Origin of the sequence: Nocardia wallacei (assembly GCF_029868745.1) — a bacterium.
Lineage (GTDB): Bacteria > Actinomycetota > Actinomycetes > Mycobacteriales > Mycobacteriaceae > Nocardia > Nocardia wallacei_B.
In genome coordinates, this window is record NZ_JARWOP010000198.1 from 1 (window position 1) to 26,654 (window position 26,654).

A 26,654-nucleotide genomic window follows, 5' to 3' on the forward strand; every position below is an offset into this window, starting at 1 on the left:
GGCCCGCCCCCCCCCCCCCCCCCCCCCCCCCCCCCCCCCCCCCACCCCCCCCCCCCCCCCCGCCCCTAAAACGGTGGGGGTGGGGGGGGGGGGGAGGTGTGGAAGTTCACATGGGGGGTGTGGGGTTGCGGCGGACTTCGCGTGGTGGGGGTGTGGTGAATGGCATATTGGCTGCATGACTAGGGCGGCAGTAATGGGCGCGGGGTCGTGGGGGACCGCGTTCGCGAAGGTTTTGAATGATGCTGGGACCGACGTGACGGTGTGGGCGCGGCGTTCGGAGGTGGCCAAAGCGCTTGCGACCGAGCATCGCAACCCGGCCTATCTGCCCGATGTGCTGCTGCCGGGCATCGCCGCCACCGACGACTTCCGCGCGGCGCTGGACGGGGCCGACACCGTGGTGCTGGCGGTGCCGTCGCAGTCGCTGCGCGCCAACCTCGCGGCGTGGCGGGACGCGATCGGCGCGGATGCCACGCTGCTGAGTCTGGCCAAGGGCATCGAGACCGGGACGCTGCTGCGGATGAGCGAGGTGATCGCCGAGGTCACCGGCGCGGCCGAGGGCCGCATCGCGGTGCTGTCGGGGCCGAACCTGGCTCGCGAGATCGCCGCGCAGCAGCCCGCCGCCTCGGTGGTCGCCTGCACCGACGCCGCGCGCGCCGAGGCGGTGCAGCACGCCTGCGCCACCGGCTACTTCCGCCCGTACACCAACACCGACGTCGTGGGGTGCGAAATCGGCGGGGCCAGCAAGAACGTCATCGCGCTCGCCTGCGGTATCGCGGCGGGAATGGGGCTGGGCGACAACTCGATCGCGAGTCTGATCACGCGCGGGCTGGCCGAGATCATCCGGCTCGGCGTGGCGCTGGGCGCCAATCCCGTCACCCTCGCGGGCCTGGCCGGAGTGGGTGATCTGGTGGCGACGTGCACCTCGCCGCTCTCCCGCAATCGGTCGTTCGGCCATGTGCTCGGCGAGGGCGGTTCCATGCAGGCCGCGCAGGAGGCCACGCACGGGCAGGTCGCCGAGGGGGTCAAGTCGTGCACCTCGATTCGCGCGCTGGCCGAGCGGAACGGCGTGGAGATGCCGCTGACCACCGCGGTGCACCGGGTCTGCCACGAGGGATTGTCGGTCGCGGAGGCGGTCGGCCAGTTGCTCGGCCGGCGGATGAAGCCGGAATGATTGGCCCGTACCCGGTCCGGGTACGGTTCGCTCTATGAGTCGGATCAGGGTGGCGGTCGTGTTCGGCGGTCGCAGCAACGAACACGCCGTGTCGTGTGTGTCGGCCGGTTTCGTGCTGCGCAGCCTCGACCCCGAGCGATTCGAGGCGGTGCCGGTGGGCATCACCCGGGCGGGCACCTGGGTGCTGGGCGGCTCGGATACTCGCGAGCTCGCCATCAACGACCGGGCCTTGCCCGCGGTGGATTCGACCGGGACGGAACTGGTGCTGGCGGCCGACCCGACCCGGGCCGGCAATCTCCTGGCACTCGGCGACTCCGACGCCGGTCTCGGCGCGATCGACATCGTGTTCCCGGTCCTGCACGGCCCGTTCGGCGAGGACGGCACCATCCAGGGCCTGCTGGAGCTGGCGGGCCTGCCGTACGTCGGACCGGGCGTGCTCGCCAGCGCCACCGGCATGGACAAGGAGTTCATGAAGAAACTCCTGGTCGCCGAGGGACTTCCGGTCGGCGACCACGTGGTGCTGCGGCCGGGCACGGCCACCCTGTCCGAAGCGGACCGGCAGCGGCTCGGGCTGCCGGTGTTCGTGAAACCGGCCCGCGGCGGATCCTCCATCGGCATCACGAAGGTGAACCGGTGGGCGGACCTCGACGCCGCCGTCGCCGCGGCGCGGCAGCACGATCCGAAGGTGATCGTGGAGGCGGCCCTGGTCGGACGCGAAATCGAATGCGGCGTACTGGAATTCCCCGACGGCCGGGTGGAAGCCAGTGTGCCCGCGGAGATCCGGATGCCCGAGTCCGAGCGCGAGGAGGCCGCGGGCTTCTACGACTTCGACACCAAATACCTCGACGACGTGTGCGAGTTCGACATCCCCGCCAAGCTGAACGACGATGTCGCCCAACAGGTCCGGGACCTCGCGGTGCGCGCGTTCCGGGCGCTGGACTGCCAGGGCCTGGCCCGCGTCGACTTCTTCGTCACCGCCGACGGCCCGGTACTCAACGAGATCAACACCATGCCCGGCATGACCTCCATCTCGATGTACCCGCGGATGTGGGAGGCCACCGGCATCGACAACCGGACCCTCGTCACGACCCTGATCGACACCGCCCGCGCCCGCGGCACCGGCCTGCGCTGAGCAACCTGCGCGACCGTACCAGAGCTGAACACCGGACGGGCGCGTCTCGCGGAACGCTGGACGAGGTCCACGATCCGGTCGGGTCACCGGCGTCTCCCCTCGATGTGGGCGATCCAGGCTGCGGGATCGGTGCGGCGCTGGGTCGCACGGGAACGGATCCGTGGAACCGGCTCAGTTCGGGAGGGGACCCGGATCGATGGGCTGGGCGGGCACCGTCTTGGTGAGGGTGTCCGAGATGTCCTGCAGCGGAGTCGGTCCGGCGCTGTCGGCGACGGTGACGGCGATGTAGGTGCCGCGGTCGACGGCGAACCAGGTGCCGGAGGTGACGCCCGAGGTCCGGTCGCGCACCTCGAACCAGGTGACGCCGTTGATGATCTGCAGCGCGGACGCCTTGTCGAATTCCAGCGGACGATCCAGTCCACAGCGCAGCACGATCGGCTCGCCGCCGTCGGGCAGCTGCCAGGCGACGGTGGCGGGCGGCGCGGGCTGCGCCAGCTCCGCCCTGGTGTAGTCGCCCAGAGCGTCGGGCAGTGCGGGCAACAGCGCCGCACAGCCCGGACCACCGGCCGCCGGGGCGGGAACGGACCCGAGCGCCAACGGTTCCCGATCCGTGTTCTGCCGCGACATCACGGCGATCAGCAGCACGGCGACGATCAGCGCGACGGGCAGCGCCACAGCGGTAGCGATCAAGGCGGGGGAGTACTTCGGGGTGTCGCCGGGGGAGTCGTAGCGGTTGGCTCCCGCCGATTCCTCCCCTTCAGCACTGGCTTCCGCGCCGCCGCTCTCGGCGCTCGTGGAATCGTCGGGCGCGTACTCGGCCGAGGAGCGATCCGACTCGGCATGGGCGGTGTCCGCGGCGGCAGAGGCGTCGGGTGCGGCCTCGGTCGCGGAGTGGTCCGGCCCGGCACGTTCGTCCCCGGTGTCTCCACGGGCGGATGTGGGGAGTGCGCCACTCGATGCCGCGGCGGATTCTCGGCTCGCGGGTTCGGGGGCGACGGCGTCCGGTGCCGGATCTGACGACCGGTCGGTAGAGCGGGACTGCATGGGGTCCTCGGGCCGCTCCGTGTCGCTGCTCATCCAGGGCTTCGTCTCCGCTCGTCCTCGATCGGGCCGCGGGTCCGGCGGTCCGATGGCGCCGCTGCTGGGATTTCCGGACCCGAGCGTAGCGAACCGCGGCGGTGGGCAGTCGGTGTGTACGGGCATCCGCCGTTTCGGTGTCCGCGGCGCCGGCACCAGTACTGTCTATGCCGCCCGGCTCACCCGGCTCATCGGAAAGGAGAGCGCCATCACCGACAGCACCCCGCGCACCGTACGCGAACTGGGGGAGTTCGCCTTGATCGCGCGCATGAACGGCGGCCGCAGCCAGAGCACCGGCGTGCTGCTGGGCCCCGGCGACGACGCCGCGATCGTGGCCGCGCCCGCCGGACGGTATGTCGTGAGCACCGACATGCTGGTCCAGGACCGGCATTTCCGGCTCGACTGGTCCGCGCCCGGCGACATCGGCCGCAAGGCGATCGCCCAGAACGCCGCCGATGTGGTCGCGATGGGCGCCGCGCCGAGCGCGTTCGTGGTGTCGCTGGGCTGCCCCGCCGACACCCCGGTCGCCTTCATCGATGAATTCGTCGACGGCCTGTGGGCCGAGGCCCGCCGGGCCGGAGCCTCGATCGCCGGTGGTGACGTGGTGCGTAGCCCGCTGCTGGTGATCTCGGTGACGGCGTTCGGCGATCCACCCGACCGCGCGGTGCTGCGTTCGGGCGCGCGGCCCGGCGATACCGTCGCGGTGGCCGGACGGCTGGGCTGGTCGGCGGCCGGGCTGGCGCTACTCGCCGCGGGCGCCGATCTCACGAGATTCCCCGAAGTCGTTGCCGCCCACCGCGTTCCGCAACCGCCCTACGACACCGTGCTGGCCATGCCCGCCGACGCCGCGATCACGGCCATGGCCGATGTCTCCGACGGCCTGCTCGCCGACCTGGGCCATCTCGCCGCGGCGTCCGGCGTCGCCATCGACGTCGACTCCGCCGCGCTCGGCGATCCGGCGTTGCGTCCGGTGGCCGAACTGCTCGGCGAGGACCCGCTCGGCTGGCTGCTGACCGGTGGCGAGGATCACGCCTTCGCCGCGACTTTCGATGGCGCACAACCGCTTCCGCCGGGTTGGGTAGCGGTGGGGCGGGTCGGTCCCGGGTCCGGCATGACCGTCGACGGCGCGGCATGGGCCGGACCCGCCGGCTGGGAATCGTTCGCGGAAGGCGGGTGAGGTATCGCCGTGCGACTCGCCACGCTATGTTGTCCCGACATGGGCGGAAAACCACTGTCGGAGATCATCGATACGGGCTGGGCCGAGGCGCTGGAACCGGTAGCCGACCGGATAGCCGAGATGGGCGAATTCCTGCGTGCCGAGAACAACGCCGGCCGCGGCTACTTTCCCAAGGGCGAGAACGTACTACGGGCCTTCCAGCGGCCCTTCGACAAGGTGCGGGTGCTGATCGTCGGTCAGGATCCGTATCCCACACCCGGTCACGCCATGGGGCTGAGTTTCTCGGTGGCGCCGGACGTTTCGCCCGTCCCGCGCAGCCTGGCCAACATCTTCTCCGAGTACTCCAAGGATCTCGGGCATCCGACGCCGTCGTGCGGTGACCTGTCGCCGTGGTCGGATCAGGGCGTGCTCATGCTGAACAGGGTGCTCACCGTGCAGCCCGGGCAGCCCGCCTCGCATCGCGGCAAGGGCTGGGAAGCGGTGACCGAGCAGGCGATTCGCGCGCTGGTCACCCGCAAACAGCCGCTGGTCGCGATCCTGTGGGGCCGCGACGCGTCGACCTTGAAGCCGATGCTCGACGGCGTCCCGTACATCGAATCGGCGCATCCCTCGCCGCTGTCTGCTTCGCGTGGATTCTTCGGATCGAGGCCGTTCTCCCGGACGAACGAATTGCTGGGTACATTGGGGGCCGCTCCGGTCGATTGGCGGCTGCCCTGACCGGGGCTGTGTCGTTCGAGCTAACCAGGAGAAGTTGCATGCAGAACAAGTCCGTGCGTGGCGCTGTCGTCACCGTCGCCGCCGGAGCGGCCATCCTCGGCGCGTCCGCGGTCGCTGAGGCCGCGCCGCTACCGCTGGAGCCCGCCGCGCCGCAGGAGATGGTCACCGAGCAGGCCGCGCCGGTGCTGGCGCTCTACGATCCGCAGACGGGTTCGGCCTCGCTGTCGTCGAATGTGAACGCCTTCGGACTGTGCGCGTTGCAGAGCATCAGCGCCGACGTGCAGTGCATCGGCGGAGGGAACTGACCATCCGCACTTCCCATGCGGGAGTGAAGGCTTCGACTCGGCGCGAGCCGTCGAGTTCGAAGCCGAATTTTCGATAGAACGCCTGGGCGCGCGGATTGTCCTCGAACACCCACAGCGACGTGGCCGTGTCGGGACGCAGCACCGCGCGCATCAGTTCGTGTGCCACACCGGTGCCGTACCAAGCGGCCCGGACATACATGGCATTCACTTCACGTGCCGCCACCGGCGGGTCGTCCCGCGACGGCCCGCCACTGGCGAATCCGATGACGGTGTCTCCGGCGCGGGCGACCACCGTGGAGTCGGGGTAGCGCACGCGGATACGCTCCCACTGCTCCGCGCGGCGCTCCACGTCGAACGCGTCGAGGACATGCTGAGGCACCAGTTCCCGATAGGCCTCCCGCCAGCAGGCGATATGGCATTCGGCGAGGCTGTGGGTGTGCGCGGCGGCCAGTGGTTCGATGCGCCAGATGTGTGCGGTCATCGATCTCCCTGGATTGCCCCGGCAACGACAACGGCGCCCCGGTCACCCTCGCGGGTGCGCCGGGGCGCCGTTCGGTAGTTCGCGCAGCTCAGCCGCGTACGACCTTGCCCGCCTTGAGGCAGGAGGTGCACACGTTCATCCGACGGGTGTTGCCCGGCGCGACCTGCGCGCGGACGGTCTGGATGTTCGGGTTCCAGCGACGGTTGGTGCGCCGGTGCGAGTGCGAAACCGACTTACCGAAGCCGGGGCCCTTGGCGCAGACGTCGCAGACGGCAGCCATAGTCGCGAGCTCCTTCATGTCATGTGGGGACCGCTGTCTTCACGGGACAGCCTGTCCGGAAACCTTGTCGTCTAATGCCTGCCTGCGGAGATCCGCAGGCGAACGCAACCGGGCACCGGTCGCGTGAGGCAACTTTGCAAGAGTAGCGGGGGCCCACGATCAATGTCCAATCGCGGTCCGTGCTCCGGGCGTGCGACCGACTCCCCTGTGAGCCGGCGCACAGCCGCGGCCGGGCGCGCGATGCCCACTGCGCTGCCACCCTGTCGGTCCTTCCTATTACGCTGGCGAGCGGGGTGTGTGTGCGATCGGTGACGGCGAGAGGACGGTGACGTGCCCGGCTTCCGGGATGAGTTGAACGGTGCTGCGCTAGCGCAGTGGGCCCGGCTCTGCCTGGACGGACTCGAATGCCACCGCGACGAAATCAACGCCCTCAACGTCTTCCCCATAGCCGACGCCGACACCGGCACCAACATGCTCGCCACCATGCGCGCCGCCACCGAGGCAGTCGAAGCGGTGACGCCTTCGCGTGGAGGAGGGGTGCCGAGTGCTCGCGTAGAAGCGGGCGTGCGCGCGGGCGCGGTGCCGGATGTGGTCGGGGATTCGGCCGCGCTCGGAGACGTGACGCTCGGTGTGCGCGAAGAATCAGGCGTGTGCGGAGACGTGGCACCAGGCGAGGAATCGAGGGTGTGCGGAGACGTCGCACCGGGTGTGCGCGGGGAAGTGGTGCGGGGTGTGTGGGGACGGACAGCGCCGACCGCACAGGCGGATGTTGCGTCGGTTGCGATGCTCGAGCGGGCGGTGGCGACCGCGATGTCGCGTGCGGCGATCGCCGGGGCGCGGGGGAATTCGGGGATCATTCTGTCGCAGGTGTTGCGGGGGATCGCCGAGGGTGTGGCGGACGGGCCGCTGACTGCCGTGACGTTGCGGATCGCGCTACGGCGAGCGGCGGTACTGGTTCGGGACGCGTTGAGTGTGCCGGTCGAGGGGACCATGCTGACCGTGCTGGAGGCCGCCGCCGACCGGGCCGAGGACTGCGCCGAGGACACCCTCGCGGCCGTCGCGCTCGCCGCCGCCGACGGTGCGTCGAAAGCATTGGGCGACACACCTTCTCAATTGAGCGTGCTGCGCGCGGCAGGGGTCGTCGACGCCGGAGCGCGCGGACTGCTGGTCCTGCTGGATGCCCTGGTCACGACGGTGACCGGCCAAGTGCCGCCCCGCCCCGAGTACCCCGGCTCGGAACGGATGCGCCCCCTTGCCGTAGCAACGGAGCCGGTCGGTAACGCAGGGACGGAAGCGGCCCGCGCGGCGACGCATCGAGCGGGTGGGATCGGGCCCACCGATGCGGTGCCCGGCTCGGCCGAAGCGACGATCCCCGCAGCGCCGCAGTCGGATTCGTCGAGCCAGACCGTGGCGGCGGTCTGCTGTGCCGGCGACGGCGTCGTCGCCCGGCCGCATTACGAGGTGATGTACCTGCTGGCCGACACCGACGCCGAGCGGATCACAGCGCTCCGGGAATCCCTTGCGCGGCTGGGCGATTCGGTGGTGGTGGTCGGTGACGGCGACGACACGTGGTCGGCACACGTGCACTGCGCCGACGCGGGAGCGGCCGTCGAGGCCGGGCTGGCAGCCGGAACATTGCGGAATATCCGGATCGAAGGTCTGTCCTCGCAGGAGCCCCCCGGCCCGGCCGACCGCGGAATCCTTGCGGTGGTCGGCGGCCTGGGCGCGGCCCGGCTGTTCGAAGACGCCGGCGCGGTCGTGCTGGAAGGCGCCGTCACCGCCGACGCCCTGCTGACCGCCATCCGCGACATGCCGCACCGCGAGGTCGTGGTGCTGCCCAACGGCGCCCTGCCCGCCCACGAACTGGTCGCCGTCAGCGTCGCCGCCCGCGACGGCAGCCGCGACGTGCTCATGCTCCCGAGCGGCTCGATGGTGCAGGGCTTGGCGGCCCTGGCCCTGCACGACGGGGCCCGCTCCGCCGCCGACGACGTCTTCGCCATGTCGGAGGCCGCCGCCGCCACCCGCTGGGGCGCGCTGCGAGTGGCGCCGGAGCGCGCGCTCACCATCGTCGGCACCTGCGAGCGCGGCGACGGTCTAGGCCTGGTCGGCAACGATGTCGTCGTGATCGACGCGGACACCGGCGCGGCCGCCCGCACCCTGCTGGACCGAATGCTCGGCCTGGGCGGCGAACTGGTCACGCTGCTGCTCGGCGCCGCCGCCCCGGCCGGGTTGAGCGAGGAGCTGACCGAACACATCACCGTGACCTTCCCGGGCGTCGAGATCATCACCTACGACGGCGGGCAAGCCGCTGACCTGGTGCAGATCGGGGTGGAATAGATGACGACGCTGACCGACCGGCTGGACCACGTGCTCGGCGTGAAGGCCGCCGAATCGCTGGTAGACGCCTTCGACATGCACACCGTGGAGGACCTGCTGCGGCACTACCCGCTGCGCTACGCCACGCAGGGCCAGCCGCTGACCGAGGAGGCCCCCGAGGAGGGCGCCCACATCACGGTCGTCGGCCGGGTGACCAAGACCGAGAAGCGCCCGATGCGCCAGCGCCGGGGCAACCTCCTCAAGGTCGAGTTGGATACGGGCTCCAATCGCCCCGTGGAGATCACCTTCTTCAACGGCGACAAGGTGAATTACCTTGTGAAGCAGGGTGTCCGGGCGATGATGTCGGGCACGGTGCACTACTGGCGCCCGGACCGCTGGAATCTCTCGCACCCGTCGTATCTGATCCTGCCCGAGGTCGGCGAGTCGGTGGAGAACCTCACCTCGGTCCGTGGCTCGGGCAGCCTGCGCGGCCTCGCCGAGAGCGCGAAAGGCGCGGAGGGCGTGGACGTCTCGTTCTTCGAACGTGAATACATCCCCGTGTACCCCGCCACCGCGAAGGTCCAGAGCTGGGACGTGCTGGCCTGCGTGCGCCAGGTACTCGATCAGCTCGACCCGATCGATGACCCACTGCCGCAGGAGCTGCGCGAGGAACGCGAGCTGATGCCGGTCACCGACGCGCTGCGACTGATCCACCTGCCCGAGCACAAGCTCGATATCGAACGGGCAAGGGAGCGGCTGCGTTTCGACGAGGCGCTGGCCCTGCAGCTGGTGCTGGCGGGCCGCCGCCACGACGCCGAGGGCCGCGCGGCACACTCCTGTCCGCCCCGAAACGACGGGATCGCCAAGGCTTTCGAGCATCGCCTGCCGTTCGAGCTGACCGCCGGACAGCAGAAGGTCATCGCCGAGATCTCCGCCGACCTGTCCCGCGCCCACCCGATGCACCGGCTGCTGCAGGGCGAGGTCGGCTCCGGCAAGACGATCGTGGCACTGCACGCCATGCTGCAGGTGGTCGACAGCGGGTTGCAGTGCGCACTGCTGGCCCCGACGGAAGTGCTTGCGGCACAGCACTACCGGTCGCTGCGCGCGATGCTCGGCGACCTCGGCACCGCGGGCGAGCTGGGCGCGGCGGAGAACGCCACCAAGGTGGTACTGGTGACGGGATCGATGTCGGCGGGCGCGAAGAAGGCCGCGCTGCTGGACGCGGTCACCGGCGAGGCGGGCATCGTGATCGGCACCCACGCACTGATTCAGGACGCGGTCGAGTTCTACGACCTGGGTATGGTGATCGTCGATGAGCAGCACCGATTCGGCGTCGAACAACGGGACGCGTTGCGCGCCAAGGCGAAAAAGGGCATCACCCCGCACCTTCTGGTGATGACCGCGACCCCGATCCCGCGCACCATCGCCATGACCACGCTCGGCGATCTCGAAACCTCCACGCTCACCGAACTTCCGCGCGGCCGCTCGCCCATCACCACGAAAGTCGTTCCCGCCAAGATGCATCCGAAGTGGGTGGACCGGGCATGGGAACGCATTCGCGAGGAGGTGGCGGCGGGCCGGCAGGCGTATGTGGTGTGCTCCCGAATTGGCGGTGACGAGGAAGAAGGCGCAACGGGCAAGGGCCGCAAGGGGAAATCGGCCGAGGAGAAGGAGGGGCCGACCACGCACGCGGCCGTCGACGTATACGAGACGCTGCGCGCCGGTGAGCTGGCGAATCTGCGGGTCGGGCTGCTGCACGGGCGACTGCCGAACGACGAGAAGGACCGCGTGATGCGGTCGTTCAACGACGGCGAGGTCGACGTGCTGGTCTGTACCACGGTTGTCGAAGTCGGCGTGGACGTCCCGAACGCGACGGTGATGGTGATCCTCGACGCCGACCGTTTCGGCGTGAGCCAGCTGCACCAGCTGCGCGGCCGCGTGGGCCGCGGCAAGCACGCCGGACTGTGCCTGCTGATCACCGAGACCTCGCCGATGGGCGGCGCCATGGTCCGGCTGGAAGCGGTCGCGGGCACGCTCGACGGCTTCGAGCTGTCGGTCCTGGACCTGCGCCAACGCCGCGAGGGCGACGTACTCGGCTCCGCGCAGTCCGGCACCGCTCGCAGCCTGCGCCTGCTGTCGCTGCTCGATGACCTCGAGGTGATCACCGCCGCGCAACAACTGGCGCGCAAGGTGGTCGATTCCGATCCCGGCCTGAAGAAGCATCCGGGCCTGGCGACGATGATGCACGCGGCCGTGGACTCCGAACGCCTGGAGTATCTGGCCAAGTCCTGACGTCCGGTCGCCGGTTCCTGTGTACAAAGGATAGAGCCGGGTGGCGCGAGCAGCGTAGGCGGCAGTCGGCGCGGGAGACGAAGTGGGCGGTGGGATTTCGCATCGCCCGGACATGTCTCGGTGGTGGGGGATGCTGCCGGAGTAGCGCACGGCGTCGGCCCACCGCGAGTCGGAAGGGAGTGCCCGTGGTAGCGATCGAAGTCGGGTGGGGACGCAAACCAGTACTGCCGCAAACGCTTTCCAGAGTGCGACTGCGTCAGCGCCTAGGCGGGGTGCCGCCGACCATGCTGGTGCTCACCGGCATTGTGAGCGTGCAGGTCGGCGCCGCGGTGGCGAACAAGCTTTTTGCCGCCACCGGGCCGGCCGGAGCGGTCGGACTGCGGCTGTTCTTCGCGGGGGTGGTGCTGCTGGTCTTCTGGCGTTCGTCGCTGCGCGTAGACCGCCGGGCCTTGCCAGTGGTTCTGGCCTACGGCGCCGTGCTGGCGGCGATGAATCTGTGCTTCTACGAGTCGATCGACCGCATCCCCCTCGGCATGGCCGTCACCATCGAATTCCTCGGCCCACTCGCCGTGGCGCTGGGCGGTTCCCGCCGCTGGGTCGACCCGGTGTGGGCGGTACTGGCCGGCGGCGGCGTCCTACTGCTCACCCGCGCCGACGGCCCCGTCGCCTGGACCGGCGTCCTGCTGGCCCTCGCCGCCGCGGCCTGCTGGGCCTGCTACATCCTGCTCAGCGCCAAACTCGGCGAAAAGACCAGCGGCGGCGGCGGTTTGGCCCTCGCAATGGCCTTCGGCGGCGTCCTCATGGCCCCGGTCGGCGTAGCGAGCGCGGGCACCGCCCTACTCGAGCCCTCCGTCCTGGCCATCGGCTTCGGCGTAGCCATGCTGTCCTCGGTCCTGCCCTACTCGGTAGAACTAGAAGCCCTCCGCCGCATCCCACCCCGCGTCTTCGGCGTCCTCATGAGCCTCGAACCCGCCGTCGCGGCACTAGCGGGGCTGGCGGTGCTGGGGCAGTTGCTCAACATCCAGCAGTGGGGCGGAATAGCCTGCGTGATCGCAGCCTCAGTGGGCGCCACCCGCACACGGTAAGCCCAATTCAGGTCTCGGACGGGTCATTTCGGCGGCGAACGGCGGCGGCGAAATCTGGGTGGGCACGGATGGCAACCAGGCTTTCGTCCGTCAGCGGTCCACAACGAACGAATCGCTGCGCTGCGCCGAAAGCCAGTATGGCGGCCAAAACTCCACCGGGCAGCCAGAAAGGAAAAAAGGCCACGAACAGCGGAATGGAGAACTGCTCGTACCCTGCGACACGGCTGAGCACCGCTGGCACCAGAATCACTCCACCCAAGAGCAACAGGGCACGGCCGAGTTGCCGCAACCTGCGGTGTCGTCGGACGCAGTCCGCGCAGAGGGGCCACTCGCCGTACAGGATGGCGTTGACATCCAGAGCGGGATAGGCCCAGTTCAAGAAGAGGTCGTGCAACAGTTTCCGAAGAACCGACCGCGGCGTCCACTGCTCACGTCCACGGGATGTCTGGTGGAATCGAATTGTGCCGCTCCGGCGCTCCGATACCGTTTTCCCGTGCTCGCTACAGACGCCAGGGAGTTGGTCCCGAAGCTCGAGCGACAAAAATCTGACACCAGGAGTGGGATTCATCCGTCTCTTTTCTCCCCAGCCGACTGATGACCCGACACGTTCTTGCAGCGGAATGAATACACTCTGCATATCACTAGGAGAGTGTGTCATCAAATCAGCCAGCCACGTTGCCGACGCTCCTGATAGTATGCGTCGTCTGCCTCGTCGGGATCCTCATAAACGAAAATCTCGTCACGATTCGCTGTGTGCTCGACCGGCGCGGGGTGCGAGTCGTCGATCTGCTGGCCTCGACGTTCCAACTCTGCCTCGGCCTGTGCGGCCAATCTGGTTCGCTCCTGTTCCGACATGGCGGCCACCTGGTTGAGCGGTTGATCGGAGACTCGTTCCAATACCCTGGCGAAGTCCTCCGACATTCCGAACTCGCGTAGGCTCGTGCGTCCTGCGAGTACGTCATCGAGCCGTCTTCCGAGGTCCGAATCAGCGACCGACGATGATCGGACCCTCTTCAAAGAGTCGCGCAGATATCGCGATAGTCCGACATCTCCACGAGCGACATCGAGTGTCTCGTTTTCGCGCTCCATCGAATATCAAACTCCAGGGTGATCGTAGGTGGATTGCGGAAGGGGCGGTAGCGACTGCGGCGTCGTCTGGCTGACCAGATGCAGTGCGGCAGACCCCATGCCGGTCACGGCGATGTAGATAATCCCGATCTTCGACCACATCCTGTTGATTACCAGTCCGATCCTCACGACAGACAGTGCAAGAGCCGCTATGGCTGCGGTCTTCGTGATCGGTTCCGGACCCGCTGACGCAACCGCGGCTTCGATCGCTGCGACGATGGCGAGATCTACCAGTTCCTGCAGCATATCTCCGAGTGCGGTGGTGAGGTCTGACATAGAGTTTGCGATTTTGGTGAGATGATGCTCCATCTGCTCCAATGAGCGAACCTGAAACTTTACGGCTCCGGCTAGATTGTCGAAGTAACTTTGCGCACTGCCCGCGGCGTTTCCGTGCCAAGACTCGGCTACGGTATTCTTCCAATCTCCTTTTACGGTGTCGTGGTAAGCCGTGTTGAATCTGCTCAGATTCCCTGCCGCATCGGCTGCTCTGCGTACGGCCTCCCAGTCGCCGGCTACCTGTGAAGATGTCCATTCGAAAACATCCATACCGGTAAGTTTTTCGAGTACTTGCGAGATGTAATAGGCCGGGGATATAAAGTTTCCTCCCACCCAGAACTTCACGTTCTCCGGGACGGGCTCCGGTGCCTCAGGTGCTTTTAGGACTTCCGCTGGCCTGGTCACCTGTGACCGCCCGAGTAGGTTGCGTCCAGCTGTTTAGCGATTTCGAAATCTGTGGTGCGGTACATCTGCGCTGTTCTCGTCAGCTCGATTGCCGAGTCGTCGCTCAGTTTGAGCAGGTGATCGTAGTTGGAGGCCAAATTCTCGCGCATGGCATCGACAACACCTTTGACATATGCATAGATTCTGGCCTGTTCGGCATCTATGCTGAAGTAGTTCGAAGCGTATTTCTTGGCAATATCACACTGTGTCGACAAGTCGGCCATGGAATTGGCGAACCGATCGATATCGTCCGGTCGGACTTCGAGTTCTTCGGTCATAGACTGTGTAACCCCGCTCTAATGTCGAGAGTCTGTGTTTCGAGGAATTTCAGGCGAGGACTCCGGTGGCGTAGTCGTCCAGCTGACGTACGGCACGCGTGGATGCCCAGGGTGCCAGGTGTGCCCTGGTGTCGGCGTAGACCTGCCGGACGCGGTACGACGTCCACCCACGAGTGAGATCGATAGCGTTCTGTGCTGCCGCACATGCCCGGTCTATGTCGATCTCCGCGGCAGCTTGCGCGAGATCGAGGTATCCCTTCGCTCGATCCCGCTTCATGTGCATGGGGATGAGGGGGAGAGTGGCGTCGATACTATTGGCGGCGGCGTCGAGATCACCGGACAGTGCCAGGCATTGTGCGATTGTTTTACCTGTGGCCCACCGCGAATGGTAGTAGCAATACGATTCGTCCGGTGTGGTCTGTTCGGCGTAATCGTCGGTGACGCGATTCAATTGCGCCCACCCGTCGCGGTGTCGGCCTGCTGTTGCGAAAGCCTTTGCCGCGCATAGCCTTCGGAAATCGATCACTCGGCCGTCGCGTGCGGGTATCACCAGCATCGCATCCGCCAAGTCGGCGGCTCGCGAGTACTGATGGGTCGCGATCGTCAATTTTGTGCGATAGCAGAGGACTCCTGCCGCGACATCGGTGTCCCCGGCTTCTTCCGCATGCCGATACGCCCGCTGGAACAGCTCGTCGGCGCGCCGCACATCCCCCTGGTCCCACACTGCCCAGGCGGTGCTCGCGGTCGCTTTGGCGGTCAATGACTGAAGCTCGGGTTTCAGGCTCGGTGGACAGTCGCGCAGCAACGCGGTGCACGTCTTGGCTTGTGCCTCGATGATCGGCCGAGCGGCGTTCGCCCCGAGCTTGTCGTCCAGTTGGATCGCCGCGTGGACAGTTGTTCGCAGATGCTCGATCGAATCACCAGTGACTACCGGCGCGTCTTCACCCCGAAGAGTTGACATGCCAACTGCCGCCGCAGTCGAGGCCAGGAAGTCTCGACGGTTCACGTCCGGGTCTCCCGTCAGTTCGAAGAATCGCCTCTTCGTCCCATGGTCCGCGTTGATCAGAACCCTGTCCAGGCGCGATTGGAAGGCGATGCTGACTTTCGCGTCGGGGCGGCTCTCCCAGAAACTCACCGTGCGCTGTGCGCACGCCAACTCCTCCGCCAACTGCTGCTGAGTCTTTCTGGTCGCTTCCCGCAGAGCTTTGACGTGTCTCCCGGTCCACATCGTTACATCCGCCACGGCACCCTCCCTGCCTGTTGCTGCCGATTGCTGAAATCTGCGTGCTGACTACCTTCCTCCGGTCCTGTGACCTGAGCACGATCTATCACGTGCTCGGTCGACGGAAGTCCGGACCGCTCTCGGATGGGCCACCGAAGCACACACACCCGATGAAGGTCGATCCGAAGTGTTCCCGACGACAGAAGGTATGAAGCGGTGACGAATTTGCAAGTAGCAGAGAAGAATACAGCACAGACCTCGTGGATCAGTGGAGATTTGTCGGAAGTGGTCGGCCCGCGAGTTCCGGTGGAGCGGCGTGATGGGTGACGACGCGATCGTGGTGCCTCCGGCGGTGTGTGGGTATGCCGATGCCGAGTCGGCCCATGAACAGATGCGCAGGCACCGTGAGTGCCGTCTCGACCGATGTGTGTGGAAGGCAGCGGCGTACCACACCTTGGTCGAAACAGGCTGTCTGGCACCGCAATCAGTCACTCCACGTGAAGGGGCTGCTGCGCGTGGAATCGCCTATTCGCCGTTGCGGATCGAACTACCACCACCGGCCGCTCCGACGGCCGAAACATTGCGCGAGGTGCTGGACCGGCTCTCCGAGCTGGCGTTGCCGCTCGACTGCTCCAGTGCGGCCGAGAGCTGCCGCGAGGGAGCCCGGGGATGAGCGATCGTCGCACTGAAGTGGACGGTTGGCAGGCGATCTGGCGGATCGATCGGGACCGCATTCGAATGCTGTTGGTCCGCAACCTGTCCGAATCGCAGCCGCTGATGTCCGCGTCCACTCCGGCCGCAGCGCCGGATCTCGTTCAGATGCGTGAGCAATTCCCGGAACTCTCGCGATTGTGGGACGCGATACGGCACGAGTACTGGGCTGAATTTATTGCACCCCACGAACTTTCGTAACGATCGAGCTGACAGAAAGGTGTCCGGTGATATTCGATCCGGCTTCTGACTCGGTGCGGCTGCTCACCGTGCGGGCGGCGCGGGCCGGCTACCGCTTGGTCCATGGACTCGGTGGTCCCCATGCCTGGGTGCTGTTGGATGCCGACGACGGCGTTCCGCTGTATTCCGCCGCGACGCTGGACCTCATCGAACAGTGGCTCTCCGAATGAAGAGGCGGGTCGCACGGTGAACCCGCGCGGCTACGGCATCGTGCGCGCCGACGTGTCGCCATCGTCGGTAGACGGCTACGTCCGAGATATTCGCGCCTTGGCCGTGGAACGGAGCTGGGACCTGCGAGCCATCTTCGTCGAACCCTCCGGCATTTGGTTCCCCCTGCTCGTGACCTCCCTCGGCGTGCCCGGCACCGGTGTAGTGATCGTGCCGACGCCGGCGCACCTCGGCGGATGGATGGATGTGGTCCGGCGCTCGGTGGACGTGTGGACTCTGTATCCACTGATGCGTTGGTCGCGGACGGGCGACAACTGCGAATGAGCAGGAGCGGAGAGTCACGGCGTAGCGATTGGTTGTCGGTGATCCGGATCGGGCGGAACCATCAGTCGTCGTGCTGCGTCTGAAGAAGTAGAACCAAGATGTTGCGCCAGAGGAGATTCGGGGGATCACCCGAAAGGGTGCCCCTACTCCTGGTCCAGCATGCCTGTGGTCGGTCGATGCCGCGCTCACGATTGGGAATCGGGAGGATCGCAATGGAAGCATCAAGCAGGTCGGCGCTACAGATCAGTGGTGGGGCGGATGACCAGTACATTTGGCAGATCGCCATCGGGCTGGGGAAGCCGGACCGAGAAGGTCCTGGATCGGCGTCGAGCGATGAGATTCATCCGGTAGCGCTGTTACTGGAGGACAGCGTGCACAAACTTGCAGGGGGACAGCGGATTCCGTGCGTCACGGGGTTCGGTCCGGTGTCGGATCTGGCCGAGGCCGCGGTGCGGCTGGAGGGGTATGACTACGGCCTGGCCCAGGTACCGTTCGAGTGCACACTGACGGTGTACGCAACGGACGACGAAATGGACATACTGCTTCGCCAGGTCGCCGCCGACCTAGCGGTCGATGCCTCGGGCTACTCCTCGGTGGTGGACCGGCACGTGACCATTGCGTTGCGTCCGATCTTCGACTACGCCGCGAAGGTGGATTCATATCGTTTCCTGGTCGATCAGTACTCGGCGAACGCGGAGACATGAGGGCACAGATTGCGTCCCGGCCCGCTGCGAGGGCCGCTCACGACGCGACGAGCGGAGCACCTGGTTTGGTAAGGTCAGGCAGTCACGATGCGGCAGGGGATCGAGCTGAAGGGGGCGGTCGATGACACGCCGACTCGCGGTAGTTCTGCTGGCGACCTTGGTCCCGGTGTTGGCGGCGTGCGACGGTGGGGGCGGGGGCGGTTCGACGGGGTCGGAGACGACTACTGCCGAAGTTGCGCTGTGGGATCCGTGCACGCAGGTTCCGGACGATGTACTGCAGCGCGCGGGGGTCGACCCGAAGACCAAGGAGAGCGGGATCGCGGGGGTCCACCAGAGTGGGTGGGAGATCTGTAACTGGAAGGGCAAGCAGTACACAGTCGGTGTGTTCTCAGGGAAACGGAGCGTTCAGGAGATCGAGTCCAAGGAAGGCAATACTGACTTCCGGGACGTCGTACTCGCGGGACGGCAGGGAAGGCAATTCCGTGTCGAAGGTGCCAGTAAAGATCTGACCTGTGATGTTGTATTTCCGGCTGGGCAGGGCGTCTTCGAACTTACCGTTATGTCGAATCCAATTTTGGATAACCCAGGGGACCCCTGCCTGTTCCTGCGGCAGGCTGGCGAGCAGCTCGTTCCCGTTTTGCCGAAGTAACGTTTGCACAGGGAGGGTGAATGCGGAATGGGCGCAGTAGAGTTGGCAAAATGGCAGCAGCTTGCCGAACAGGCACGCTCCGGTGAGCTTTACTTGGACGATGAGGCTGTGGCGCGGGAGTGTCTCGCGGCCTGCGATCAGCGGCTAGCTGATCTGGCCGGCTTGCTTTTCACCGCTGCATCGACACAGCGTGTCTCCGGTTTCGGCGACTTTGACATGGGCAAAGCCCTTGAATCCGGGTTTCTGAAACAAGCCACGGGCGAGCCGAACTCGGTTGACCAGATCATCCGCGACCACATCGACACCATCAAGAACATGCGCGAAGTCATGGCGCTCTCCATCAAACAGCTCACCGGCCAAGACGTCGACAACGCCGGTGAGATCGGCTCCACCGATCCGACGGGTAGGTAAACGTCGTGTCGTACCCCTATTACGGGATTCCCGATATGTCCCTCCCAGCCATCGGCTCGCGGTTGGGGCATGCGTTGACCAGTTTGATTGCCGGGGAGGATATTCCCGATGCCACCAGTCCGGGTGACGTGCAGGATCGGTACAACCGGCAGCGCGATACCGTTCGTGGTGAGGCGTCGAAGATCGGGTTCGAGGGTGCGTTCCGGCCTCAATCCGTCACCGCCACAGACAATTTCGAGCGGCACGACCTGGCGACGTTGCGGGGGAAGGTCGACAAGATCGACCTGAAGGCTGTCGGCGACCTGGTCGAGGCGTGGCGGCAGATCGGGGTGAAGGAGACGACCTCGCTGCAGACGTTCCAGCTGGCCATGACCAAGGCCACCGGCGAGGACATCTGGCGCGGCGAGTCGAGCAAGGCCGCCGCGCAGGCCGTCACCGATTACACGACCCAGGCGTCGCAGGTTGCCAAGGCCGCTGCGTTGACCAGTAGCAAACTGTCGGAGTTGCGGACGGGCCTGGAACCGACGAAAGATCTTGTGCCGCATGTGCCGGAACATCGCTCGGGCACGAGCAATCTGCGGCACTGGGTGGCCGGCCGGGGCTGGCGCAACGACGACACGGCGTACGCGAACGCCTACGCCGAGGCCAAGCGTGTGCTGCAAACCGTGTACGCGCCGGTGGTCCACGAGAGCGACACCAACGTCCCGGTCATTCCGAAGCCCAACGAGCCCAAACCCGGACCGCCGGGTGATCAACCGCCACCCTGGAGGCCCGGAGGCACCGATTCCGGCGGACCGATTCCGGCTACCGGTCCGGACGGCAAAACCGTGGCGCCGACTCCGGGCGAAGACGGCTCCGGCCCGCAGGGTCCGAGCACGGAGAATCCGCAGCCCGACCCGACCGGCACGGGCCAGTCGGTCGGCTCGGAGAATCCGGCGGATCATGCTGCTACCGCCCCGGCGGCAGCGACGACCGCCGCCGGTGCGGACCCGAACGCCACGGGGTCGCCCGCACCGGGTTCGACCGTGCCTCGGGGAGGTATCGGCGGACCCGTCGGCACGGGTGGACCGGGCGGAGCTGGCACGGGCGGACCCGGCGGAGTTGGACAGGGCGGAGTCGGACAAGGCGGAATCGGACAGGGCGGAGTCGGCACCAGCGTGCCCTTCGCCGGACGCCCCGGCGCAGCCGCTGACGCCGGTGCGCGTCCCGGGTTGTCCGCCGGTCGCGGCGGCGCCAACGGCATGCCCGGTATGGGCGGTCCGGCCGCCGCGGGCCGCGGTAAGGGCGACAAGGACGAGGACCGCAACAAGGACATTCCCGACTACCTGGTGACAAAGGAACATGGTGACGAGCTGACGGGCATACCGGACCTGCCGAAGACGGTGCCGCCCGTTCTCGGCACATGACGGCGGCCGTGCGACCGACCTGCCGGTGCGGCAAAATCCGCTGTGGCAGAAGCATTTTCGGCTCGCCAGGTAGACGGGCGCGGGGGTCGGCAGATGCGCGGTGAGAGACGATGGCGCTTCGATGCCGTCGAGTTCCGAGTGCTGTGGGATTCCACCGGCAGGGATGTGCTGCCGTACCCCTTGGCCCACCGGTTCACCACCGAACACACCCAGGAGGACGTCAACCGCACGCGGCAGCGGGTAGCGGGCACGGTCCTGCCGCGGTTGGACGAGGATCTCGAACGCGCCGTCGCCGTACTGCTGGCACCGGAGGCCCGCGTCGAGGTATCGGGATTTCGCGGACGTAGCCGTGAACACCGGATTCGCATCCACGGCGCGGTGCACGACCGCCACGGCGCGATCGCTGTCCAGGAACCCGGCCCGGACGACACCACCGGTGGCGACGTCCAGCTGACGTTCCTCCCAGCCGCCCGCTTGGCCTCCGCATTGGTCGCGAAACTGCCCGAATGTGCTGCGGGACAAGGAAAACCGGTGTCCATCCCGGTGGAGGAACTGGACCGGCCCGCCGGGCACGACCCCTGGGCCATCGGGCCGAGGGACCAGCTGGCCCGCTTGTTCGACCGCCCGACCACCGCGACATTCCACATCGCCGTGTACCCGTGGGGCAGCCCCGACAACCGGCATACCGACGGCCGCAAGGACTTTCAGATCATCGACTGGGCCGAAGACGGCCGCTACGCGAGCTTCGGCGACCGCACCGTCACCGTGAAACCCACGGACTCAGCCCGCATGGTCGCCCAGGTCCGGCAGATGTTGTCCCGCACGGTCTCCGAGGTCCGCAACGGCCTACACCCGCGCCCCTGAGCCGCCCCACCACTCCATGTCCCGTCTTGGGGAGGGCGACCGACTGCTCGAAGGCTAGAGTCGGACTCATGAAAGACCGACCCGTCCTCGTCGCGGCGCTGATCGGGGGCATCATCGGGGCAATATTGTCGAGCCCGCTGGCTGTGTACTTCGGTTTCGGCACTCCTGTGCTCGCTACCGTCATTGTCGGCGTGGGAATCTTGCTGGCCGGAATCGGAATCTTCGGTGGGTTTTCCGCCGCATTGGTATCGGCGATCCGGGCCGATCGGCGTAACGGGGGTTATCGCTGCCTGGTCACTGAACCGCCCGGGGGTAGGGGAGATCGATCGACGTAGTCTCGGTGACTGCTAAGGGGCGGCCGATCTGGGGGAATGCCCGCTGGGCGCAAGTAGATCGCTCGCACACCTTGCACCCCGCACCGATGGGAATCGCGGCGGAGGGATCATCGAGCTGCAAGCCCTTGGAATACACCAGCTTGTCGGCGTATTCGATGTCACACCCCAGCCCGATCGCGAATTCCTTTGCGGCAGTGCCGAACCCGCGCGGAGTGGAGTGGGCGGTTCGGGCGATCCAGAGATATCGGCGTCCGTCGGGCATCGAGGCGACCTGGGTGAGGATGCGCCCGGGATGCGCGAACGCCTCGTGCACCACCCACAGTGGGCAGCTCCCGCCGACCCGGGAGAAGTGAAATGCGGTGGCGGACTGGCGTTTCGAGATATTCCCGGCACGGTCGGTGCGCACGAAGAAGAACGGCACCCCGCGCTGGCCTTGCCGCTGCAGCGTCGAAAGGCGATGGCACACCGTCTCGAAACCGACCTCGAAGCGCAGCCCGAGCAGATCGATGTCGTAGTGCAATTCCTCCGCCGAGCGCAGGAACTTCCCGTACGGCAGCACCAGCGCACCGGCGAAGTAGTTCGCCAGCCCCACCCGCGCCAGCGACCGGGACTCTCCGGTGAGCGACGGCGTATCGCTGAGCACCTCGTCGATGAGCGGTCCGTACAGCAGGAACGCGAGCGTGGTCGCGATCTGGAACGCCCGCTGCCCGGGACGAAGCCGTCGCGCCAGGGTGAGGGTCCGGGTCTCGATGTCGAAATGGCGCTTCGGAATGGCCGGGTCGGCGCCGTCGCCGCGGACCAGCACCGTCACCCCCGCCCGCTCCTCGGCGACCCGGGCGAGCTGTCGGTCCAGCGATCCGATCGACAGCCCGCACTCGTCGAACAGCCGCTCGGCGGCCAGATCGAGCTGGGCGATGTGGTTGTGGTGGTCGTAGAAGAAGTCGCGCACATCCTCGTACGGCATCGGCACGCCGGGCGCACCGGTCGGCGTGGCGACCTTGGAGGACAGCAGATCCAGCTGGTCGGTGGCCGCACGTAGGCGGCGGTGCATCGCGACGATGGTCTTGGCGACCTCGGGTAGTCGAGTGGCGAGATCCTCGACCTCGGCGGCGGGCGGCGCCGTGCCGCCGGCGGCCTCCACCAGCACCTCGTGCAGGTCCGACACCAGCCGGGCGTCCGAGTCGGCGGCGAAGAACTGGACGTCCAGATCGAACGTCGAATTGAGTTTCAGCAGTACCGGAATGGTGAGCGGCCGCTGATCACGCTCGAGCTGGTTGAGATAGCTGGGGGACAGCTCCAGCGACTTGGCCAGCGCCGCCTGCGTCATCCGCCGTTCCTCGCGCAACCGCCGTAGTCGGGCACCCGCATACATCTTGCGCACGCCGCCGATGCTACCCACTGGCTTCGCAAACATTGCAATATTGGCAGTACTCGCCGACAAAAATCTGCTGTTGCAAGGTGTTTTGCACTCACGCCGTGCTGCGTAGCGTGCGAAGTATGAAGCCTCATATCGTACGTGCCCATGCCGCGGCCGATGACTTCCCCCGGGCGGAGCATCTGGCGACGCGGATCGCGGAGGTCGCCGCGGACCCGGTCGCGGTGCCGGACGAGGTTGCCGAGATGATCGTCAACCGGATCATCGACAACGCCGGGGTGGCTGCCGCGGCGCTGGTCCGCCGCCCGCCCACGACCGCCCGGCGTCAGGCCGAGGCGCACCCGCACCGGCCCGGTGCTACCGTGTTCGGTCTGCCTGCCACGCAGCGGTTCTCCCCGGAGTGGGCGGCGTGGGCCAATGGAGTCGCGGTGCGGGAGTTGGACTTTCATGACACCTTCCTGGCCGCCGAGTACTCGCATCCCGGCGACAACATTCCGCCGATCGTGGCGGTCGCGCAGCACGCCGGGCGCAGTGGCTCCGAGCTGATCCGCGGCCTGGCCACCGGTTACGAGATCCAGATCGACCTGGTGCGCGGAATGTGCCTGCACGAGTACAAGATCGACCATGTGGCCCATCTGGGTCCGTCGGCGGCCGCGGGCATCGGGACGCTGCTCGGTCTCGACACCGAGACCATTTATCAGGCCGTCGGCCAGGCGCTGCACACCACCACCGCGACCAGGCAGTCACGCAAGGGCGAGATCTCCAGCTGGAAGGCGTTCGCGCCCGCGTTCGCCGGGAAGATGGCCGTGGAGGCGGTGGACCGCGCCATGCGCGGCGAGGGCGCGCCCGCCCCGATCTGGGAGGGCGAGGACGGCGTGATCGCCCGGCTGCTGGGCGGGCGAGAAGCGGAATACGCTGTGCCGCTACCCGTTCCGGCCGAGCCGAAGCGCGCGATCCTGGACAGCTATACCAAGGAGCATTCCGCCGAGTACCAGAGCCAGGCTCCGATCGATCTGGCGCGGCGGATGCGGCTGCGCATCGGTGATTTGGACCAGGTCGCCTCGATCGTGCTGCACACCAGCCACCACACCCACGTGGTGATCGGTAGCGGGTCGGGGGATCCGCAGAAGTACGACCCGAATGCCAGCCGCGAGACGCTGGACCATTCCGTGCCTTACATTTTCGCCGTCGCATTGCAGGACGGGACGTGGCATCACGAGCGCTCGTACGGCCTGGAAAGGGCGCGGCGGCCCGACACCGTGGCGCTGTGGCACAAGATCCGCACCGTCGAGGATCCGGAGTGGACGCGCCGGTACCACTCGGCCGACCCGACGGACCGGGCCTTCGGCGCGCGTGCCGAGGTGACCCTGGTCAGCGGCGAGACGATCGTGGACGAACTGGGCGTGGCGGACGCGCATCCGCTGGGTGCGCGCCCGTTCGGCCGAGAGCAGTACATCGCCAAATTCCGCACGCTCACCGAGGGCGTGCTCGAGCCCGCCGAACAGGACCGCTTCCTGGCCGCGGCGCAACGCACTCCGCAGTTGCGGCCGGGCGACCTGGACCAGCTCACATTCACCGTGTCACCCGAGGTGCTCGCCACCGCACCGGCAACCGGAAAGGGAATCTTCTGATGTCAGCGCGGATCCCACACCACGGCCTGCGCCGCGATCACCCCGGTGCCGTTGTAGGTAACCGCCGGCGAACCGTGCAGGCGATACCCCTCCTCGAGCAACTTGCTGATCCGCTCACAGAAGGCGACATCATCGGGTCCGGTGATCAGGCGATAGCGCAGCGGCTCGGTCATGAATCGAGCCTAGTGGGGGCGGTTCGTACCGAGGGGCGGTGGAGGGCGTGAGTGGGTTGATGGCGGCGGAGAGGTCGGCGGGGGAGAAGCGGCGAGCGCTGCGGGATGGGCTGGCTAGTGGGCGGATTCAGCGGCTGCCGGGGGCGTTCAATCCCTTGGTTGCCAAGGTGATTCAGGGGGTCGGGTTCGAGGGGGTGTATGTGTCCGGGGCGGTGGTTTCGGCCGAACTCGCGCTGCCCGATATCGGGCTGACGACGCTGAGTGAGGTGACTGCGCGGGGGCGGGAGATCGCGCGGGTCGCCGATCTGCCGACGCTGATCGATGCCGACACCGGGTTCGGGGAACCGATGAACGCCGCCCGCACCATCACGTTGCTGGAGGACGCGGGCCTGGCCGGATGCCATATCGAGGACCAGGTCAATCCGAAGCGGTGCGGGCATCTCGATGGCAAGGCGGTGGTTCCGGCCGCCGACATGGTGCGGCGGATCCGGGCCGCCGTCTCCGCCCGCCGCGATCCGGACTTCGTGATCTGCGCCCGCACCGACGCACGCGGCATCGAGGGCTTGCCCGCGGCGATCGACCGGGCCAAGGCCTACGCGGACGCCGGAGCCGACCTGATCTTCACCGAGGCGCTGGCCGACGCCGGGGAATTCGCGAAGTTCCGTGCGGCCGTGGATATTCCGCTGCTGGCCAACATGACCGAGTTCGGCAAATCCGAACTGCTGCCGGTGCGGACGCTGGAGGACCTCGGCTACAACGCCGTCATCTATCCGGTCACCACACTGCGCCTGGCCATGTTCGCCGTGGAGCGGGGACTACGCGAGATCGCCGACAGCGGAACCCAATCCGGCCTGTTGGATCGCATGCAACACCGAGCGCGGCTGTACGAGTTGCTCGACTACCAGCGCTACAACGAGTTCGATTCCGGCATATTCGATTTCACCGTGAGCGAGTAACCCGATGACCGAGATCAAGAAGGGCTTGGCCGGAGTGGTGGTCGACACGACCGCCATCTCGAAGGTCGTGCCCGAGACCAACTCCCTGACCTACCGGGGCTATCCGGTGCAGGATCTGGCCGCGCACTGCGGTTTCGAGGAGGTCGCCTACCTGCTGTGGCACGGCGAACTGCCCGACGCGGACCAGTTGCGGGCGCTGTGCCACCGCGAACGCGCACTGCGGCCCCTGGACCGCTCGCTGCTGGGTCTGATCGACAAACTGCCCGAGACCTGCCACCCGATGGATGTGGTGCGCACGGTCGTCAGTTATCTCGGGGCGGAGGACCCGCTCGAGGACAGCGGCAAGAGCCCGGATGCGCTGCTGGCCAAGGCTTTGCGGATGACCGCGGTGCTGCCGACGGTGATCGCGGCCGACATGCGCCGTCGCCGCGGCCTCGACCCGATCGCCCCCGACGAGCGGCGCGGGTTCGCCGAGAACTTCCTTGCCATGTGCTTCGGCGACTCCGCGGCGCAATGGCAGCTGGACCCGCGCATCGTCCGAGCGTTCGAGACATCGCTGATCCTGTACGCCGAGCACAGCTTCAACGCCTCCACCTTCGCCGCTCGCGTCGTCACCTCCACCGAATCGGACATGTACAGCGCCGTCACCGCGGCCATCGGAACCTTGAAGGGGCCGCTGCACGGCGGCGCCAACGAGGCCGTTATGCACGCGATGCTGGATATCGGGCGGCCCGAGCTGGCGCGGGAGTGGTTGCGGGACAAGCTGTCCCGCAAGGAGAAGGTGATGGGTTTCGGGCACCGCGTCTACAAGAACGGCGACTCCCGAGTGCCGACCATGGCGGCCGCCCTGGCGGAGATCGCCGAGGTGACCGGCGGCCACGAGTGGCTGCGGATGTACGCCGAACTGGCGGCCGCGATGGCGGAGGCGACCGGCATCGAGCCGAACCTGGACTTCCCGGCCGGTCCCGCCTACTACCTGATGGGCTTCGACATCGACATGTTCACACCCATTTTCGTGATGAGCCGCATCACCGGCTGGACCGCGCACATCATCGAGCAGTCCCAATCCAACGCTCTGATCCGCCCGCTGTCGGCGTATGTCGGTGTGCCGCAACGAACTATGGGCGTCGCGTAGTCCTCGTGCTGATCGTGACCCCCGGCCGGCCCCGCCGCCCGGGGGGGCCGATTTAACGCCCCGGGGTGGGGGGTGGGCGTCCGTGGTGGTTCCCCCCCCCGCCCGCGCCGCGGCGCCCTCGTTGGTGCGCGGCCTGCGCGGCGGCGCCGACGACTATCTGGTCAAACCGCCGCGCGTGGGTGAGCTGATCG

General features: G+C 67.2%; 30 protein-coding genes. 20 read left to right on the forward strand and 10 right to left on the reverse strand.

What is annotated here, in order from left to right; all coding sequences use genetic code 11:
- Positions 1–175 precede the first annotated feature (175 nt).
- Both QH470_RS16405 and QH470_RS16410 read left to right on the forward strand, forming a co-directional pair.
- Positions 176–1,171 carry an NAD(P)H-dependent glycerol-3-phosphate dehydrogenase gene (locus QH470_RS16405; protein WP_280273234.1) on the forward strand — a complete coding sequence of 332 codons (996 nt, stop codon included), beginning with the start codon at positions 176–178 and terminating at the stop codon, positions 1,169–1,171.
- A 34-nt stretch (positions 1,172–1,205) separates the two neighbouring features.
- Entirely contained in the window at positions 1,206–2,303 is a 1,098-nt protein-coding gene (locus QH470_RS16410) for a D-alanine--D-alanine ligase family protein (RefSeq protein ID WP_280273235.1), read from the forward strand.
- A 171-nt stretch (positions 2,304–2,474) separates the two neighbouring features.
- Here the strand turns inward: QH470_RS16410 and QH470_RS16415 are convergent, their stop codons facing one another.
- Complete coding sequence (locus tag QH470_RS16415) at positions 2,475–3,380, reverse strand: DUF3515 domain-containing protein (protein WP_280273236.1); 906 nt, start codon at positions 3,378–3,380, stop codon at positions 2,475–2,477.
- Between the two features lie 52 nt (positions 3,381–3,432).
- Here QH470_RS16415 and QH470_RS16420 point away from each other — a divergent pair, with 52 nt between their 5' ends.
- Genes QH470_RS16420 through QH470_RS16430 form a run of 3 tightly spaced genes read left to right on the forward strand, consistent with a single transcriptional unit; the run spans position 3,433 to position 5,579 of the window.
- A complete protein-coding gene (locus tag QH470_RS16420; RefSeq protein ID WP_425302687.1) occupies positions 3,433–4,557 on the forward strand; it encodes a thiamine-phosphate kinase in 1,125 nt (374 codons plus the stop codon).
- A 39-nt stretch (positions 4,558–4,596) separates the two neighbouring features.
- Positions 4,597–5,274: a uracil-DNA glycosylase gene (locus QH470_RS16425; protein ID WP_280273237.1), complete on the forward strand. Its 678-nt coding sequence runs from the start codon at positions 4,597–4,599 to the stop codon at positions 5,272–5,274.
- Between the two features lie 38 nt (positions 5,275–5,312).
- Entirely contained in the window at positions 5,313–5,579 is a 267-nt protein-coding gene (locus QH470_RS16430) for a hypothetical protein (RefSeq protein ID WP_280273238.1), read from the forward strand.
- On the opposite strand, the gene QH470_RS16435 is transcribed toward QH470_RS16430, so the two are convergent.
- Entirely contained in the window at positions 5,542–6,060 is a 519-nt protein-coding gene (locus tag QH470_RS16435; protein ID WP_280273239.1) for a GNAT family N-acetyltransferase, read from the reverse strand. The two genes, QH470_RS16430 and QH470_RS16435, sit on opposite strands and share 38 nt — an antisense overlap.
- An 88-nt stretch (positions 6,061–6,148) precedes the next feature.
- Complete coding sequence (gene rpmB / locus QH470_RS16440) at positions 6,149–6,340, reverse strand: 50S ribosomal protein L28 (protein ID WP_011210730.1); 192 nt, start codon at positions 6,338–6,340, stop codon at positions 6,149–6,151.
- Positions 6,341–6,691: 351 nt separating this feature from the next.
- Here rpmB and QH470_RS16445 point away from each other — a divergent pair, with 351 nt between their 5' ends.
- The 3 genes from QH470_RS16445 to QH470_RS16455 all read left to right on the forward strand — a co-directional run bounded on the left by QH470_RS16445 (position 6,692) and on the right by QH470_RS16455 (position 12,033).
- Positions 6,692–8,677 (forward strand): DAK2 domain-containing protein, encoded by a 1,986-nt coding sequence (locus tag QH470_RS16445; RefSeq protein WP_425302688.1) that lies wholly within the window; start codon positions 6,692–6,694, stop codon positions 8,675–8,677.
- Positions 8,678–10,948, forward strand: coding sequence for an ATP-dependent DNA helicase RecG (gene recG / locus QH470_RS16450; protein ID WP_280273241.1), 2,271 nt, complete (start codon positions 8,678–8,680; stop codon positions 10,946–10,948). It begins immediately after the preceding gene.
- 245 nt (positions 10,949–11,193) lie between these two features.
- Positions 11,194–12,033 carry an EamA family transporter gene (locus QH470_RS16455; protein ID WP_280273242.1) on the forward strand — a complete coding sequence of 280 codons (840 nt, stop codon included), beginning with the start codon at positions 11,194–11,196 and terminating at the stop codon, positions 12,031–12,033.
- 7 nt (positions 12,034–12,040) lie between these two features.
- Here the strand turns inward: QH470_RS16455 and QH470_RS16460 are convergent, their stop codons facing one another.
- The 5 genes from QH470_RS16460 to QH470_RS16480 form a co-directional block, all read right to left on the reverse strand.
- Positions 12,041–12,427 (reverse strand): hypothetical protein, encoded by a 387-nt coding sequence (locus tag QH470_RS16460; protein ID WP_280273243.1) that lies wholly within the window; start codon positions 12,425–12,427, stop codon positions 12,041–12,043.
- A 263-nt stretch (positions 12,428–12,690) separates the two neighbouring features.
- A complete protein-coding gene (locus QH470_RS16465; RefSeq protein ID WP_280273244.1) occupies positions 12,691–12,954 on the reverse strand; it encodes a hypothetical protein in 264 nt (87 codons plus the stop codon).
- Positions 12,955–13,128: 174 nt separating this feature from the next.
- On the reverse strand, positions 13,129–13,782 hold the full coding sequence (locus QH470_RS16470; RefSeq protein ID WP_280273245.1) for a hypothetical protein: 654 nt from the start codon (positions 13,780–13,782) through the stop codon (positions 13,129–13,131).
- Positions 13,783–13,838: 56 nt separating this feature from the next.
- Complete coding sequence (locus tag QH470_RS16475; RefSeq protein WP_280273246.1) at positions 13,839–14,159, reverse strand: type VII secretion target; 321 nt, start codon at positions 14,157–14,159, stop codon at positions 13,839–13,841.
- Positions 14,160–14,208: 49 nt separating this feature from the next.
- Positions 14,209–15,402 carry a helix-turn-helix domain-containing protein gene (locus tag QH470_RS16480; RefSeq protein ID WP_280273247.1) on the reverse strand — a complete coding sequence of 398 codons (1,194 nt, stop codon included), beginning with the start codon at positions 15,400–15,402 and terminating at the stop codon, positions 14,209–14,211.
- A 298-nt stretch (positions 15,403–15,700) separates the two neighbouring features.
- Between QH470_RS16480 and QH470_RS16485 the strand changes: the two genes are divergently transcribed.
- The 9 genes from QH470_RS16485 (at position 15,701) to QH470_RS16525 (ending at position 20,858) form a co-directional block, all read left to right on the forward strand.
- A complete protein-coding gene (locus QH470_RS16485) occupies positions 15,701–16,054 on the forward strand; it encodes a hypothetical protein (protein ID WP_280273248.1) in 354 nt (117 codons plus the stop codon).
- On the forward strand, positions 16,051–16,293 hold the full coding sequence (locus QH470_RS16490) for a hypothetical protein (protein WP_280273249.1): 243 nt from the start codon (positions 16,051–16,053) through the stop codon (positions 16,291–16,293). The genes QH470_RS16485 and QH470_RS16490 overlap by 4 nt, the downstream gene beginning before the upstream one ends.
- Positions 16,294–16,319: 26 nt before the next feature.
- Positions 16,320–16,502, forward strand: coding sequence for a hypothetical protein (locus tag QH470_RS16495; protein ID WP_280273250.1), 183 nt, complete (start codon positions 16,320–16,322; stop codon positions 16,500–16,502).
- A gap of 16 nt (positions 16,503–16,518) precedes the next feature.
- Positions 16,519–16,824: a hypothetical protein gene (locus QH470_RS16500; protein ID WP_280273251.1), complete on the forward strand. Its 306-nt coding sequence runs from the start codon at positions 16,519–16,521 to the stop codon at positions 16,822–16,824.
- Positions 16,825–17,195: 371 nt separating this feature from the next.
- On the forward strand, positions 17,196–17,528 hold the full coding sequence (locus tag QH470_RS16505; protein ID WP_280273252.1) for a Clp protease/crotonase-like domain-containing protein: 333 nt from the start codon (positions 17,196–17,198) through the stop codon (positions 17,526–17,528).
- Positions 17,529–17,649: 121 nt separating this feature from the next.
- Positions 17,650–18,177, forward strand: a complete 528-nt coding sequence (locus QH470_RS16510) for a DUF3558 domain-containing protein (protein ID WP_280273253.1) — start codon at positions 17,650–17,652, stop codon at positions 18,175–18,177.
- Positions 18,178–18,204: 27 nt separating this feature from the next.
- The gene (locus QH470_RS16515) at positions 18,205–18,588 is read left to right on the forward strand and encodes a hypothetical protein (protein ID WP_280273254.1); all 384 of its coding nucleotides are present in this window, start codon (positions 18,205–18,207) and stop codon (positions 18,586–18,588) included.
- Positions 18,589–18,662: 74 nt separating this feature from the next.
- Positions 18,663–19,994 (forward strand): hypothetical protein, encoded by a 1,332-nt coding sequence (locus tag QH470_RS16520; protein WP_280273255.1) that lies wholly within the window; start codon positions 18,663–18,665, stop codon positions 19,992–19,994.
- Positions 19,995–20,087: 93 nt separating this feature from the next.
- A complete protein-coding gene (locus QH470_RS16525; protein ID WP_280273256.1) occupies positions 20,088–20,858 on the forward strand; it encodes an ESX secretion-associated protein EspG in 771 nt (256 codons plus the stop codon).
- A 294-nt stretch (positions 20,859–21,152) separates the two neighbouring features.
- On the opposite strand, the gene QH470_RS16530 is transcribed toward QH470_RS16525, so the two are convergent.
- Positions 21,153–22,574 carry a short-chain fatty acyl-CoA regulator family protein gene (locus tag QH470_RS16530; RefSeq protein ID WP_280273257.1) on the reverse strand — a complete coding sequence of 474 codons (1,422 nt, stop codon included), beginning with the start codon at positions 22,572–22,574 and terminating at the stop codon, positions 21,153–21,155.
- Positions 22,575–22,690: 116 nt separating this feature from the next.
- Between QH470_RS16530 and QH470_RS16535 the strand changes: the two genes are divergently transcribed.
- Positions 22,691–24,199 (forward strand): MmgE/PrpD family protein, encoded by a 1,509-nt coding sequence (locus QH470_RS16535; protein ID WP_280273258.1) that lies wholly within the window; start codon positions 22,691–22,693, stop codon positions 24,197–24,199.
- A gap of 2 nt (positions 24,200–24,201) precedes the next feature.
- On the opposite strand, the gene QH470_RS16540 is transcribed toward QH470_RS16535, so the two are convergent.
- Positions 24,202–24,372 (reverse strand): DUF1737 domain-containing protein, encoded by a 171-nt coding sequence (locus QH470_RS16540; protein WP_280273259.1) that lies wholly within the window; start codon positions 24,370–24,372, stop codon positions 24,202–24,204.
- Positions 24,373–24,419: 47 nt separating this feature from the next.
- Between QH470_RS16540 and prpB the strand changes: the two genes are divergently transcribed.
- Both prpB and QH470_RS16550 read left to right on the forward strand, forming a co-directional pair.
- On the forward strand, positions 24,420–25,328 hold the full coding sequence (prpB, locus tag QH470_RS16545) for a methylisocitrate lyase (RefSeq protein ID WP_280273260.1): 909 nt from the start codon (positions 24,420–24,422) through the stop codon (positions 25,326–25,328).
- Between the two features lie 4 nt (positions 25,329–25,332).
- Positions 25,333–26,463: a bifunctional 2-methylcitrate synthase/citrate synthase gene (locus QH470_RS16550; protein WP_280273261.1), complete on the forward strand. Its 1,131-nt coding sequence runs from the start codon at positions 25,333–25,335 to the stop codon at positions 26,461–26,463.
- Positions 26,464–26,654: the final 191 nt, after the last annotated feature.

Bases quoted from the DNA above. Each gene is read 5' to 3' on its own strand.
- QH470_RS16535 (WP_280273258.1), top strand. From the start codon at position 22,691: ATGAAGCCTCATATCGTACGTGCCCATGCCGCGGCCGATGACTTCCCC.
- QH470_RS16410 (WP_280273235.1), top strand. From the start codon at position 1,206: ATGAGTCGGATCAGGGTGGCGGTCGTGTTCGGCGGTCGCAGCAACGAA.
- QH470_RS16465 (WP_280273244.1), bottom strand. From the start codon at position 12,954: ATGTCGGAGGACTTCGCCAGGGTATTGGAACGAGTCTCCGATCAACCG.
- rpmB (WP_011210730.1), bottom strand. From the start codon at position 6,340: ATGGCTGCCGTCTGCGACGTCTGCGCCAAGGGCCCCGGCTTCGGTAAG.
- QH470_RS16485 (WP_280273248.1), top strand. From the start codon at position 15,701: ATGGGTGACGACGCGATCGTGGTGCCTCCGGCGGTGTGTGGGTATGCC.
- QH470_RS16435 (WP_280273239.1), bottom strand. From the start codon at position 6,060: ATGACCGCACACATCTGGCGCATCGAACCACTGGCCGCCGCGCACACC.
- QH470_RS16540 (WP_280273259.1), bottom strand. From the start codon at position 24,372: ATGACCGAGCCGCTGCGCTATCGCCTGATCACCGGACCCGATGATGTC.
- QH470_RS16490 (WP_280273249.1), top strand. From the start codon at position 16,051: ATGAGCGATCGTCGCACTGAAGTGGACGGTTGGCAGGCGATCTGGCGG.
- QH470_RS16475 (WP_280273246.1), bottom strand. From the start codon at position 14,159: ATGACCGAAGAACTCGAAGTCCGACCGGACGATATCGATCGGTTCGCC.
- QH470_RS16515 (WP_280273254.1), top strand. From the start codon at position 18,205: ATGGGCGCAGTAGAGTTGGCAAAATGGCAGCAGCTTGCCGAACAGGCA.
- QH470_RS16525 (WP_280273256.1), top strand. From the start codon at position 20,088: ATGCGCGGTGAGAGACGATGGCGCTTCGATGCCGTCGAGTTCCGAGTG.
- recG (WP_280273241.1), top strand. From the start codon at position 8,678: ATGACGACGCTGACCGACCGGCTGGACCACGTGCTCGGCGTGAAGGCC.
- QH470_RS16405 (WP_280273234.1), top strand. From the start codon at position 176: ATGACTAGGGCGGCAGTAATGGGCGCGGGGTCGTGGGGGACCGCGTTC.
- QH470_RS16430 (WP_280273238.1), top strand. From the start codon at position 5,313: ATGCAGAACAAGTCCGTGCGTGGCGCTGTCGTCACCGTCGCCGCCGGA.
- QH470_RS16510 (WP_280273253.1), top strand. From the start codon at position 17,650: ATGACACGCCGACTCGCGGTAGTTCTGCTGGCGACCTTGGTCCCGGTG.
- QH470_RS16425 (WP_280273237.1), top strand. From the start codon at position 4,597: ATGGGCGGAAAACCACTGTCGGAGATCATCGATACGGGCTGGGCCGAG.
- QH470_RS16550 (WP_280273261.1), top strand. From the start codon at position 25,333: ATGACCGAGATCAAGAAGGGCTTGGCCGGAGTGGTGGTCGACACGACC.
- QH470_RS16415 (WP_280273236.1), bottom strand. From the start codon at position 3,380: ATGAGCAGCGACACGGAGCGGCCCGAGGACCCCATGCAGTCCCGCTCT.
- QH470_RS16420 (WP_425302687.1), top strand. From the start codon at position 3,433: ATGGCGCCGCTGCTGGGATTTCCGGACCCGAGCGTAGCGAACCGCGGC.